This is a genomic window from Nocardia crassostreae (assembly GCF_001613405.1).
Classification (GTDB): domain Bacteria; phylum Actinomycetota; class Actinomycetes; order Mycobacteriales; family Mycobacteriaceae; genus Nocardia; species Nocardia crassostreae.
The window spans coordinates 31,296-44,492 of the sequence record NZ_BDCH01000002.1 but is presented as its reverse complement, the minus strand read 5'-3'; the positions used below and the strand labels follow the sequence as shown (position 1 = coordinate 44,492).

The 13,197-nt window shown below is 66.3% G+C and carries 10 protein-coding genes; 8 read left to right on the top strand and 2 right to left on the bottom strand.

Annotated features, from left to right (window positions below; translation table 11 throughout):
• Positions 1-112: 112 nt before the first annotated feature.
• The gene (gene purL / locus NC4_RS00950; RefSeq protein ID WP_067531191.1) at positions 113-2,407 is read left to right on the top strand and encodes a phosphoribosylformylglycinamidine synthase subunit PurL; all 2,295 of its coding nucleotides are present in this window, start codon (positions 113-115) and stop codon (positions 2,405-2,407) included.
• A 100-nt stretch (positions 2,408-2,507) separates the two neighbouring features.
• Here purL and NC4_RS00945 read toward each other — a convergent pair whose 3' ends face one another.
• Positions 2,508-2,795 carry a YiaA/YiaB family inner membrane protein gene (locus tag NC4_RS00945; protein WP_067531189.1) on the bottom strand — a complete coding sequence of 96 codons (288 nt, stop codon included), beginning with the start codon at positions 2,793-2,795 and terminating at the stop codon, positions 2,508-2,510.
• Positions 2,796-2,963: 168 nt separating this feature from the next.
• Between NC4_RS00945 and NC4_RS00940 the strand changes: the two genes are divergently transcribed.
• From NC4_RS00940 to NC4_RS00930, 3 genes are all read left to right on the top strand, one after another.
• Positions 2,964-4,736, top strand: a complete 1,773-nt coding sequence (locus tag NC4_RS00940; RefSeq protein WP_067531187.1) for an alpha/beta hydrolase — start codon at positions 2,964-2,966, stop codon at positions 4,734-4,736.
• A 1-nt stretch (position 4,737) separates the two neighbouring features.
• Positions 4,738-5,433, top strand: coding sequence for a CPBP family intramembrane glutamic endopeptidase (locus tag NC4_RS00935; RefSeq protein ID WP_067531182.1), 696 nt, complete (start codon positions 4,738-4,740; stop codon positions 5,431-5,433).
• A gap of 416 nt (positions 5,434-5,849) precedes the next feature.
• Positions 5,850-6,236, top strand: coding sequence for a sterol carrier family protein (locus NC4_RS00930; RefSeq protein ID WP_067531180.1), 387 nt, complete (start codon positions 5,850-5,852; stop codon positions 6,234-6,236).
• Here NC4_RS00930 and NC4_RS00925 read toward each other — a convergent pair.
• On the bottom strand, positions 6,231-7,559 hold the full coding sequence (locus NC4_RS00925) for a YhgE/Pip domain-containing protein (protein WP_245721430.1): 1,329 nt from the start codon (positions 7,557-7,559) through the stop codon (positions 6,231-6,233). The two genes, NC4_RS00930 and NC4_RS00925, sit on opposite strands and share 6 nt — an antisense overlap.
• Before the next feature lie 74 nt (positions 7,560-7,633).
• Here NC4_RS00925 and purF point away from each other — a divergent pair, with 74 nt between their 5' ends.
• From purF to NC4_RS00905, 4 genes are all read left to right on the top strand, one after another.
• The gene (gene purF, locus NC4_RS00920; protein ID WP_067531177.1) at positions 7,634-9,268 is read left to right on the top strand and encodes an amidophosphoribosyltransferase; all 1,635 of its coding nucleotides are present in this window, start codon (positions 7,634-7,636) and stop codon (positions 9,266-9,268) included.
• A 231-nt stretch (positions 9,269-9,499) separates the two neighbouring features.
• The gene (locus NC4_RS00915; RefSeq protein WP_084528329.1) at positions 9,500-11,086 is read left to right on the top strand and encodes an ABC transporter substrate-binding protein; all 1,587 of its coding nucleotides are present in this window, start codon (positions 9,500-9,502) and stop codon (positions 11,084-11,086) included.
• A gap of 104 nt (positions 11,087-11,190) precedes the next feature.
• Positions 11,191-12,201, top strand: a complete 1,011-nt coding sequence (locus NC4_RS00910; RefSeq protein ID WP_245721433.1) for an ABC transporter permease — start codon at positions 11,191-11,193, stop codon at positions 12,199-12,201.
• An 86-nt stretch (positions 12,202-12,287) separates the two neighbouring features.
• Positions 12,288-13,196, top strand: a complete 909-nt coding sequence (locus NC4_RS00905; protein ID WP_157554130.1) for an ABC transporter permease — start codon at positions 12,288-12,290, stop codon at positions 13,194-13,196.
• Position 13,197 lies beyond the last annotated feature (1 nt).

Below are 13,197 nucleotides of genomic sequence, written 5' to 3'. Positions count from 1 at the left end.
GGGCGAAGGCGCTGATTAGGCGGCAATTAGACTCACCGCTGTATCTCGCCGACTTCCTAGCAACGCCGGCACTCGGTTCCGCCTGCCCGGCCGAAAGGACTCTGGTATTCCCGTGACCAGCCACGTCGATACCGTCAGCAACGCCGCGGCCAACCCGGACAGCCCGCAGCCCTACAAGGAACTCGGCCTCAAGGACGACGAGTACGCCCGGATCAAGGAGATCCTCGGCCGCCGGCCCACCGATGCCGAGCTGGCCATGTACTCGGTGATGTGGTCGGAGCACTGCTCCTACAAGTCCTCCAAGGTGCACCTGCGCTACTTCGGTGAGACCACCACCGAGGAGATGCGCTCCTCGATGCTCGCGGGCATCGGCGAGAACGCGGGCGTGGTGGATATCGGCGACGGCTGGGCGGTCACCTTCAAGGTGGAATCGCACAACCATCCCTCCTATGTGGAGCCCTATCAGGGCGCGGCCACCGGCGTCGGCGGCATCGTGCGCGACATCATGGCCATGGGCGCGCGGCCCATCGCGGTCATGGATCAGCTGCGCTTCGGCGCCGCCGATCACCCGGACACCCGGCGCGTGGTCGACGGCGTGGTGCGCGGCGTCGGCGGCTACGGCAACTCCCTGGGCCTGCCGAATGTCGGCGGCGAGACCGTATTCGACGCCTCCTACCAGGGCAATCCGCTCGTCAACGCGCTGTGCGCGGGCGTCATGCGGGTCGAGGACCTGAAGCTGGCCTTCGCCTCCGGTAAGGGCAACAAGGTCATCCTGTTCGGCGCGCGCACCGGCCTCGACGGTATCGGCGGCGTGTCCGTGCTGGCCTCGGACACCTTCTCCGGTGACGAATCCGGTTCCGGCCGTAAGAAGCTGCCGAGTGTGCAGGTGGGCGACCCGTTCGCCGAGAAGGTGCTCATCGAGTGCTGTCTGGAGCTGTACCACTCCGGTGTGGTCGTCGGCATCCAGGACCTCGGCGGCGCCGGGCTGTCCTGCGCCACCTCCGAGCTCGCGGCTGCCGGTGACGGCGGTATGTCCATCGAGCTGGACCGGGTGCCGCTGCGCGCCGCCAATATGACTCCGGCCGAGATCCTTTCGAGCGAATCCCAGGAGCGCATGTGCTCGGTCGTCGCGCCCGCGAACGTGGATCGCTTCATGGAGATCTGCAAGAAGTGGGATGTCACCGCCACCGTCATCGGTGAGGTCACCGACGGCGAACACCTCCAGATCACCTGGCACGGCGAGACCGTCGTCGATGTGCCGCCGCGCACCGTCGCCCACCACGGCCCGGTCTACGAGCGGCCCGTGCAGCGCCCCGCCGATCAGGACGCGCTCAATGCCGATACCGCCGCCGCGCTGAACCGGCCCAAGACCGGTGACGAACTGCGCGCCATCCTGCTGAAGATGATCGCCAGCCCGCAGCTGTGCTCGCGCAAGTGGATCATCGAGCAGTACGACCGCTATGTGCGCGGCAATACCGTGCTCGCCGAGCACGCCGATGCCGGTGTGGTCCGCATCGACGAGGAGTCCGGCCGCGGTATCGCGCTGGCCACCGACGCCTCCGGCCGCTACACCAAGCTGGATCCCTACACCGGCGCGCAGCTGGCGCTGGCCGAGGCGTTCCGCAATGTCGCCACCACGGGCGCCACCCCGAAGGCCGTCACCAACTGCCTGAACTTCGGCTCGCCGGAGGATCCGGGCGTCATGTGGCAGTTCCAGCAGGCCGTGCGCGGTCTGGCGGACGGCTGTGCCACCCTGGGCATTCCGGTCACCGGCGGCAATGTGTCCTTCTACAACCAGACCGGGCAGACGGCCATCCTGCCGACCCCGGTGGTGGGCGTGCTGGGCGTCATCGACGATGTGCACCGGCGCATTCCGACCGGGCTGGGCACCGAGCCCGGTGAGACGCTCATCCTGCTCGGCGAGACCCGCGACGAGTTCGACGGTTCCATCTGGGCGCAGGTCGAGCACGATCACCTCGGTGGTGTGCCGCCCAAGGTCGATCTGGCCCGGGAGCAGCTGCTCGCCGAGATCCTCACCGCGGGTTCGCGCGACGGCATGATCTCCGCCGCGCACGACCTCTCCGAGGGTGGCCTGGCGCAGGCCGTGGTCGAGGCCGCGCTGGCGGGCGAAACCGCTTGCCGCGTCATCATTCCCGAGGGCGCCGATCCGTTCGTGACGCTGTTCTCCGAGTCGGCCGGGCGTGTGCTGGTCGCTGTGCCGCGTTCGGAGGAGACCCGCTTCACCAAGATGTGCGATGCCCGCGAACTGCCGTGGGTGCGCATCGGCGTGGTCGACCAGGGTTCCGATGCCCTCGAGGTGCAGGGCCAGTTCTCCGTGACCCTGGACGAACTGCGCGCCGCCTTCGAGGCGACGCTGCCCGCGCTCTTCGGAGCGTTCGAGCATTAAACAACTCTCGTAACTCTCAGGGGCAAGCCCCTGAAACCCCAGCGAACCCCGCCGGGTCCGGACCCCTCGTTGTTACCGGACTCGGCGGGGTTGAGTTGCTTCAGGGGACTTTGAACGGATCGTGTTCGGCCATCAGTTTTTCCATGCGGGCCTCGTCGATGCGGTGGTGCACCTTGGAGGATTCGTGCTGATCGCGGATGACCTTGGCGAGGGTGAAGCAGCTGCTCACCAGGAAAAGGGTGGACATCAAGAGGAATCCGCGCTGCCAGAAGTCCAGCGGCAGGTTGATGATGCCGATGACGATGGCGGAGAAGCTGATTCCGAACGCGATCATGGCCTGGGCCAGAAAAGCCGTGGTGCTCTTGGTCTGTGCGCTGGGCGTGCTCATGCTCAGTGAGTCTGTCGGGGCGGGCCGCCGCCGGACCCCGTACAACTACTCGAGTGCTGTGCGTAAATGCCTCTCCGACCGGGGGCGATAGCCGCCCACCCGGTGATCATGGTGATCCTCACAGGCACGGGTCCCCGGAATCGGGCGGCGGACGTCCATACTTGACGGGTGCTGGACACCGCCGACGCCCTGACGCGGCTGCGCACTCGCGGCGCCGCGCTCTTCCGGCGCGGCTGGGGCAAGCGGATCGCGCAGGTGGCGCGGCGCGTCGAGGAGATCGTCGGCCTCAATCACGTCGGGCTGGTGGTGGCGACCCTGTTCTTCGCCTGGTCGGTCACCCCGTCCCTGCTCCCGCGCGACTGGCTGTTCCAGGGCCTGATCAGCGGCGTGAACGCCGCGCTCGGCTACGGCGTCGGCTGTGTGCTGGAGTGGTTGTTCCGCAAGTGGATTCGCCCCCGGTTGAAGATCGGCACCCCGCCGGAATGGGTGCGCTACAGCGTGAAGGTGGCCGTGGTCTTCAGCTGCGCGCTGGCCGCCGCCTACATGCTGGTGCTCTCCGCCGACTGGCAGCGCGAGATCTACACCCTCATGGGCATGGACGAAACCAGCTCGCGCGCCGCCTACCTGCGCACCGGCGGGCTCAGCTTCGCGGTGGGCGCACTGGTGGTGGCGGTCTACCGGACCCTGCGGGAACTGGTGCGATTCATAGCCCGCCAACTCAGCCGCTGGGTGCGGGTACCGCCCGCGCTGGCACCGGCCACCGGCGCGCTGCTGCTCACCGTCCTCGTCGTGACGCTGTTCAACGGCGTCGCCACCACCGCCTTCTGGGCGGTGGCGAACTCGGCGTTCAGCGTGCGCAATGACCAGATGACCGATTTCGCGGTGCAGCCCACCGAACCGGAACGCTCCGGCAGCCCGCAGTCCCTGGCGAAATGGGAGACCCTCGGCTCGGAGGGGCGCTGGTTCGTCTCGCACGGTCCGGATCCGCTGCTCATCGGCGCGGTCACCGGCAAGCCCGCCCGCGAACCCATCCGGGTGTATGTCGGCCTCGAATCAGCCGGTGCGGACACCACCCAGGAAGATCTCGCGGTCGCCGAACTGGAACGAACGGGGGCCTTCGACCGGAAGGTTCTCGCCATTGTCACCACCACCGGCACCGGCTGGGTCAACTCCATGAGCGCCGCCGCCCTCGAGTACATGTACGGCGGCGACACCGCCATCCTCGCCTCGCAGTACTCGTACCTGCCGAGCGTGCTGTCCTTCCTGGCCGACCGCCAGAAAGTGGCCATCGCCGGGAAGAAGATGTTCGACGCCGTCTACACCCGCTGGTCGGCCCGTCCGCCGGAATCTCGCCCGAAACTGCTGGTGTACGGCGAGAGCCTGGGGTCACAGGGCTCGGAATCGGCTTTCTCGGGTTTGGCGGACCTGCGCTCCAAGGTGGACGGCGCGCTGTGGGTCGGCCCACCCAATTCCAATGTCCTGTGGGAACAATTCGTCTCCCGCCGCGATCCCGGCACCCGTGAAGTGGACCCGATCTATGCCGACGGGCTGGTCGTGCGCTTCGCGGCGCAGGCCGAGGATCTCACCAAACCCTCGCCGGATTGGCGCCGCCCCCGGATCGCGTACTTGATGCACCCTTCCGATCCCATTGTGTGGTGGTCCTCGGATCTGCTTTTCTCCCAACCCGATTGGCTCTCCGAGCCGCGCGGCTCCGACGTGTCCTCGCAAATGCGCTGGTGGCCCGTCGTCACCTTCTGGCAGGTGGCGGCCGATCTCATCAATGCCCAGGGCGTCAGTGACGGCCACGGGCACCGCTACGGGTCCCTGATCCTCGATGGCTGGACTGCCATCGCGGAACCTCCGGACTGGAATCCGGAACTGCAAGAGAAGATCCGCACTCAGATCGAACTGGCCGAAGACTTCGAGCGAACGGTCAAATAGCGTGCGCATCCGCTTGGAAGCCCTCGCGGCCATGGCGTTTCCTGTGGCCTGGAACAACCAGCTGCTCCCTGCCATGGGTCTGGGCCTCCGTGGGCGAACTACCGCCAACGCATTGTTCGCGACCGCTTACGCCGTCGTCTTTCAGGGCAATCCGAACTGGCGGTCGGGGCGCGGACTGTGCACCGGAATCGCGGCCGCTGGACTGGCCGGCGCCGGTTACGCCGCGGCGCTGGCCATTCCGTCGACTCGCCGCCATCTGGCCGAACTCGCCGACCGGGCACCCGAGGTGGGGCCAGCCGAATGGGTTGCGGTGCACATACCTCTGGGCACCGTGTACACCGAGGAGCTGATCTATCGGGCCACCTTGACCCCCCTGCTCGAGGAGACATATGGCCGGTGCGGAAGATGGCTCGGGGCATTGATCTTCGGGCTGTCACACATCCGACCGGCCCAGGCGTCGGGAGACCCGGTTCCCGGCACCGTCATGATCACGGGCCTCGGCGGTTTGCTGTTGGAGGCCTTGCGGTCGAAGACCAGCAGTATCACGGCACCCGCCCTGCTGCACCTCGCGGTGAACGGCGGCGGGGCACTCGCGCCCCGAACCGCCCGCCGCTGGGAACGCCGCACCGCTCGCCGCCTGGAGCATCTCGCTGCACTGCGCCGCCAGCGCCACGCCGTCCTGCGCCGTGAACGCTAACGCACTTGTCGGCTGGTTGGGTTGTCGTCAACTGAGTCGCAATACAGGCTGCCATTAAGGAAGGTCGGTTCGAGTTGGTCCGCCGCAGGCGAACTGTCGTTGACAGTTGGTGCAATCCGGTCCGCGTATCAAGCCAGTTCGTCTTGGTGTAGGGAATTCTCTTCGCGCAGTTCTGTAAGGGTTTGGGCCGTCTCGATTTTGGACTGAGTGGAGCGCACGTCGGAGCGGGGGAGCGAAGCGGAGGAGCTCCGGCGTGCGCGGAGGGAGGGAAAAATCGAGACTTCGGGGCCCAAACCCCGCCCGGAGCGAAGCGGAGGGCAAATTAAACACAGCCACGAGCGTTCCTGATCAGACCAGCCCTCGAAACCGTCAGCAACCAAACCGATTCATCCGACAGCCCAGGTAACCTCGCCCCCGTGGCAAGACGTGGCGCGGTCACCCCGCAAGAAGTGCGATCCGCCCTGGCAGCAATAGCCCAGTGGCTCCAAGACGACTCAACCCTCCCTCCCGCCCGCCCCGACCTGGCCGCCGCGGTTCGCGTCACGGCCCGCTCCCTGGCCGCCGACGCCCCCGGCTCCTGGGTCGAGCTGCGCATCCCACCCTTCGTCGCCGTCCAATGCATCGAAGGCCCCCGCCACACCCGTGGCACCCCGCCGAATGTGGTCGAAACCGATCCCCGCATGTGGCTCCTGCTGGCCACCGGCCTGCTCACCTTCGAGGCCGCCCTGGACTCCGGCGCCCTGACTGCCTCGGGCAGCCGCGCCCCTGAGGTCGCCCGCTGGCTCCCCATCGCCCAGCTATGACGCAGGCCGTGCATTGACCGGCTTGCGCTCCAACCCCTTCCGGTCATAAAACCGCGTGATCGCAAGCCCGAACACCGCCCCGATCCCCAGCCCCAGCGCCGTCATCCAGAATCCCCGACTCAGTCCCGCGATCCCGCTCCCATTGAAGTAGAGAATGGCCCGAGTCCCCAGAAACACCTGATGCATCGGCTCGAACTTCGCCAGCCACCCAAAGTACTTCGGCGTAGCCTCGATCGGCACCGTCCCCCCGGAAGACGGCAGCCCCAAAATAATGAAAATGATCAGGTTGATGATCAGCCCCGCGGTCCCCACCGCAGCCAGAATCGACGTACACGTGACGCTCACCGCGATCATCACGAACGCCCCGTACAGAAACAGCAACAGCGGCTTGTCGATCGGCATCCCGAGCGCGTTCGCAATGATCAGCAGCGCCCCCGATACCAAACACGACATCACCGCCACCGCCGACCATTTGATCAGCAGCGTGGTGACCCGCGAAACCGGCGCCCGCGGGAAATGCAGATACCAGGGCCCCCATTCGGTCGGCAGGAACCCCAGCGCCGAGTCGATCAACTGGTGAATGATCATCGCCCCGACCATGCCGACCAACAGCAACAGCAGCCCGTAGAAGAACGCCGTCAGCCCCTCCCCGGATCCGCCGGGCAATGGCCGGAACTGCTCGACCACGATATTGAGCGGCTTCTCCAACGCGATCCGGGTCGCACCGGTCAGCTCCGGCGCGGGCCCGCCGTCCGGCGGGGTCAGTTGGGCCTTGACCGTCTCGGTGAGCTGCTGCCCGACCTGTATCTGCACTTGGCTCAGGGCTTCGGCGCCGATCTTCTGCACGATCGCGGTGGCGAAGGCGCCGGTTCGCGGATTGGTCTGCAGGGTCAGCACGGGCTGGGAAATGTCACCGGGTATCACGCTCCCCACCCCGAGAATCCCCAGCCGCTTGGAGAAGTCGCTCGGAATGATGATCGTCCCGTATACCTGTGCCTGCTGCATCTGCAATTGGGCCTCGTTGATGCCGAGCACCCGCAGATCGATCTTGTCCGACGGGACGGCCTTTTGCAGCCCCTCCTGCACCTGATCGCCGAAGTTGACGTGCTTGACCTGCCCCGGCGCACCGATATCGTCGCCGACATCCTGATTGACCAGTGCGATCGGGAAATTGTGCAGGTTCTTCTCGGGATCGACGACGTAATCCAGGTACATGACGCCGAGCAAGGAGGCCAGCAACGTGACCACGACAATCGGCAGCGCCCACTTGATCGGTGTCAGATGCCGACGTTCGGCCCCGTCCACGGTATCGGTGTCCGTCACTCTCGAAAGCTAACAGCAAACCTCCCGCCACCGGGGTCAACCCAGCGGTGGGTTGCGCGCGGATTACCCGTAGAATGACCGGTGCCCCCCGCCCGCCTAACAGGGAGCAACCGGTGACCCTGCCCCCCGCCGCCACCACCCCCGATCAGGACGAGAACGAACCGCGCGAAGAGTGCGGCGTCTTCGGAGTCTGGGCGCCGGGTGAGGATGTGGCCAAGCTCACGTACTACGGCCTCTACGCATTGCAGCACCGCGGGCAGGAGGCGGCCGGTATCGCCGTCGCCGACGGCTCGCAGGTGCTGGTCTTCAAGGATCTCGGCCTGGTGAGCCAGGTGTTCGACGAGCAGACCCTGGCCTCCATGCCCGGCTATGTGGCCGTCGGCCATTGCCGTTATTCCACTACCGGTTCCACCACCTGGGAGAATGCCCAGCCGATCTTCCGGACCACCGCGGTGGGCACCGGATTGGCATTGGGGCACAACGGAAATCTGGTCAATACCGCCGAATTGAGCGCGCGTGCACGCGAACTCGGTCTGATCAGTGGGCGGCTGGCCGGGAATATGGCCGCCACCTCCGACTCCGATGTGATGACCGCGCTGCTGGCGCACGCGGCCGCCGACAAGAGCATCGAGCAGGCCGCCATGGAACTGCTGCCGACGCTGCGCGGCGCGTTCTGTCTGACCTTCATGGATGAGCACACGCTGTATGCCGCGCGCGATCCGCACGGTGTCCGGCCGCTGTGCCTGGGCCGCTTGGATCGTGGCTGGGTGGTCGCCAGCGAAACCGCCGCACTCGATATCGTCGGCGCCTCCTTCGTGCGCGAGATCGAGCCGGGCGAACTGCTGGCGATCGACGCGGACGGGGTGCGGTCCTCGCGCTTCGCCAATCCGACGCCCAAGGGCTGTGTCTTCGAGTACGTGTATCTGGCCCGGCCGGACTCCACCATCTCGGGTCGTTCCGTGCACGCCACCCGTGTGGACATCGGCCGTCGCCTGGCCGATGAGCATCCCATCGACGCCGATCTGGTCATCCCGGTGCCGGAGTCGGGCACCCCGGCCGCGGTGGGTTACGCGCAGGGCTCCGGTGTGCCCTACGGCCAGGGGCTCATGAAGAACGCCTATGCGGCCCGCACCTTCATCCAGCCCAGCCAGACCATTCGCCAGCTCGGCATCCGGCTCAAGCTGAATCCGCTGCGCGAGGTGATCCGCGGTAAGCGGCTCATCGTGGTGGACGACTCCATCGTGCGCGGCAATACCCAGCGCGCCCTCATCCGAATGCTGCGTGAGGCGGGGGCTTTGGAGATCCATGTGCGGATCGCCTCGCCGCCGGTCAAGTGGCCTTGCTTCTACGGCATCGACTTCGCCTCGCGCGCGGAGCTGATCGCCAATGGCGCGGGCCCGGACGGCATCGAGGGCACCAGCCTGGACGAGATGGTGGAGGGCGTGCGCCGCTCCATCGGCGCGGACAGCCTGGGCTATATCTCCCTGGAGGGCATGGTCGCCGCCACCGAGCAGCCGCGCTCGCGGCTGTGCTGCGCCTGCTTCGACGGTGAGTACCCGATCGCGCTGCCGACCGAGGCCGCGATCGGCAAGAACCTCCTCGAGGGCATGCTCAGCGGAGCCAGCGAGTCGGAGCTGCTGGCCGACAATGCCAATGTGGACGCACTGAGCCGCCCCTGGGAGGGCCTCCGGAAAAAGCCTCGTCACTAGCGCCCGCCCGCGGAAAACGCGGGCGGGCGCTCGTGTTTTCGGGGGAAATATTGTGGCGCACTTGCGACATTGGCCCTGTTGTGTACGTGACAAAAAAATTGTCAGTTTGTTCGTAAACGCAACATATCGGCAATGGCGCGTCGATACTGTGCCCAGCCAGACGAAGTCCATCGTGGTGCTCCGCTGTCCGTGATCCGGACGCGCGCACCACGTTTCGAGAGCAGGACAGGCATGCGCAAGAGAAGCGTTGCAGTTGTAGGTGTAGTTGGGTTGACGGTCGCGGCGCTAGCGGGCTGTGGGTCGGGCCGAACAGGGGACGGGGGAGTGGGCGGCGGCTTGGTCGTCGGCACCACCGACCGGATCTTCGCCCTGGACCCCGCCGCCGCGTACGACAATGGGTCGCTCGCCGTGGAAACCCAGGTGTATCAGTACCTTTTGAACTTCGCACCGGGCGACGCCACCCCCAAACCGGATGCGGCCGAGAAGTGCTCGTTCACCTCACCGACGGTGTATCAGTGCAAGCTGAAGTCGGGCCTGAAGTTCGTCAACGGGAATCCGTTGACCGCCAAGAGCGTCAAGTTCTCCTTCGACCGGATGCTGGGCATCAACGACCCCAATGGCCCGGCCGTGCTGCTGAACAACCTCGCCAAGACCGAGGTCGTCGACGACCTGACGGTCAATTTCACGCTGAAGGTGGCCAACGACCAGACCTTCCCGGCAATCCTGCCCACCCAGGCCGGGGTCCTCATCGACGAGAAGTCCTTCCCGGCCGACAAGGTGCTGCCCGATGAGGAAGTGGTGAAGGCGCATCCGTTCTCCGGGCCCTTCGACATCACCAGCTACGACAAGAACAAGCTGGTCGAATACAAGGCCAACAAGGACTACAACGGCCTGCTGGGCGCGCCCAAGTCCGACACCGTCTCCGCGAAATACTACGAGTCGCCGGAGAATATGAAGCTCGATATCCAGAACGGCGCGATCGATGTGGCCTACCGGTCGCTCTCGCCCACCGATATCGCGGCGCTGCGCAACGATTCCAAGGTCAAGGTGCACGACGGTCCGGGCGGCGAGCTGCGCTACATCGTGTTCAACCTGAACACCATGCCCGGCAACGATCCGGCCCAAAAGCTGGCCGTGCGCAAGGCCATCGCCTCCAGCGTGGACCGCGAGGCGCTGAGCCAGAGCGTCTACCAGGGCACCTACAACCCGGCCTATTCCTCCATCCCGCAGGGCCTCACCGGTGCGACCGAGCCCTACAAGGAGATCTACGGCGCCAAGCCCAACAAGGACGCGGCCGCCAAGTTCCTCGCCGACGCCGGGGTGACCGCCCCCGTCACGCTGAACCTGCAGTACAACCCGGATCACTACGGCGGCTCCTCCTCCGAGGAGTACGCGGCCATCAAGGCGCAGCTGGAGGGCACCGGCCTGTTCAAGGTCAACCTGCAGTCCACCGAATGGGTCACCTACCAGGACGAGCGCGTCCAGGACACCTACCCGCTGTATCAGCTGGGCTGGTTCCCGGACTTCCCGGATCCGGACAACTACCTGACCCCGTTCTTCGCGCCGAACAACTTCCTGGAGAACCACTTCGAGGATCCGGCCATTACGGCGCAGCTGACGGCGGAGACCGTCGAGGCCGATCCCGCCAAGCGGGCGACCATTCTCGCGCAGGTGCAGAAGGATCTGGCCGCCAACCACATCTCCATGCTCCCGCTGCTGTCCGGTAAGTCCATCGCGGTGTCCCGCCCCGAGGTCCAGGGCGTTCCCAGCACCCTCGACGCGTCGTTCAAGTTCCGGTACGGCGTCCTGAGCAAGTGACCCCGTCGCTGAAGAGCGGGCCGGACGCCCCGGCCCGCTCGCCTCGGAACCAACTGTCCCTCAACCGAATCAAGATTCCGGGCGCCGACTCCCGCTACGGTGCGCTGCTGCGCTACCTGGGGGTGCGGCTGGCCCTCATTCCGGTCACCACCTGGATTCTGGTGACCACGGTGTTCGTGCTCATGCGGGTGGTCGGCGATCCGATCAGCGCCGCCATGGGCGGTCGCCTCCCGGCCGACCAGATCGAGGCCCGCAAGGAGGCCGCCGGACTGAATCGTCCACTGCACGTGCAGTATTGGGAGTACATCACCAATCTGCTGCAGGGCGATTTCGGCTATACCCAGGACAGGCGGCCGGTCAGCGACGTCATCATCACCTACGGCGCGGCCACCCTGGAACTGGTCTTCTACGCGCTGGTGGTGGCCTTCGCGGTGGGCGTACCGCTGGGCCGCTACGCCGCCACCCATCGTGATCAGGCCGCCGACGTCGGCCTGCGGCTGTTCGGCACGCTGGCCTACGCGGCGCCGGTGTTCTTCGTCGGCCTGCTGCTCAAGCTCGTCTTCGCGGTGAAGCTGGGCTGGCTGCCCGCCAATGGCCGGGCCAGCACCAATGTGGAGCTGGCGCTGCAGCACGTCTCGCCCAAGACCAACATCATGATCGTCGACGCCATCCTGTACGGCGATACCGGATATCTGGTCGATGTGCTGAAACACGCTGTGCTCCCGGCCATCTCGCTCGGATTGCTCACCGCGGGCGTATTTCTGCGCCTGGTGCGGATCAATCTCATCCAGACCCTGCGCAGCGATTACGTGGACGCCGCCCGCGCCCGCGGGCTGTCCCGGCGCGCGGTCATCGGACGGCACGCCTTCCGCAATGCGCTCATTCCGGTGGTGACGGTCATGGGCCTCTATATCGCCACCATGCTGGGCGGCGCGGTGCTCACCGAGCGCACCTTCGAATGGAAGGGGCTCGGCAATCAGCTCGCGGTGTACCTGACCCAGCGTGACTTCATGGCGGTGCAGGGCATCGTGGTCTTCATCGCGCTGGTGGTCGCGGTCATGAGCTTCGTGGTGGACGTGGTCGTCGCCATGATCGACCCGAGGGTGAGGTTCTGATGGTCGCACCGGAAGTCGTCACCGAACCCGTTGTGCTGCCGGTCGTTCCGAAGCGGCGCGGCATACCGGGCCTGCGGGTCGTCGGCATGTCCTCGGGCCTGCAGCGGGCCACCCTGCTGCTGGGCCTGGGCATTGTCGGGCTGTTCATCCTCGTGGCGGTGTTCGCGCCGCTGCTGGCGCCCTACGGGGTCGCCCAGATCTCCGCCGACGGCGTGGATTTCGTGCGTCAGCAGGCGCCGTCGGCCGAACACTGGTTCGGCACCTCGGTGCGCGGCGAGGATGTGCTCTCCCGCGTCATCTTCGGCGCCCGCACCGCGCTCATGGTCATCGCGCTGTCGCTGGTGCTCTCGCTGTTCGTGGGCGTGCCGCTGGGCCTGATCTCCGGCTATGTCGGCAAGCGGCTGGACAAGGTGCTGGTGCTCTTCATGGACGCCATGTACGCCTTCCCGTCGCTGCTGCTGGCCATCGTGGTCTCGATCGTGGTGGCGGGCGGTGAGTCCAGCGCCTTCGGCGGTGTGTTCTCCGCGGCCGTGGCCATTACCGTCATCTTCGTCCCGCAGTACTTCCGCGTGGTGAGCAATGCGACGGTGGCCATCAAGCATGAGCCGTACGTGGACGCCGCCCGGGTGAGCGGGGCGTCCACGGCGCGAATCCTGGTGCGGCACATCTTCGCCAATGTCACCCAGTCGCTTCCGGTGATCATCACGCTCAATGGCGCGGAGGCGATCCTGACCCTCGCGGGTCTCGGCTTCCTGGGGTTCGGCATCGAGCCCACCCAGGCCGCCGAATGGGGATACGACCTCAACAAGGCGCTCGGCGATGTCGGCAACGGCATCTGGTGGACGGGCATCTTCCCGGGTATCGCCATCGTGATCGCGGTGCTCGGCATGACCCTGGTGGGCGAGGGCCTCAACGAGGTGCTCAATCCACTCCTGCGTTCACGCCGCAGCGTGAACAACGGCAATGGCGCGGACGCGGAGGCGGGCGATGACTGAC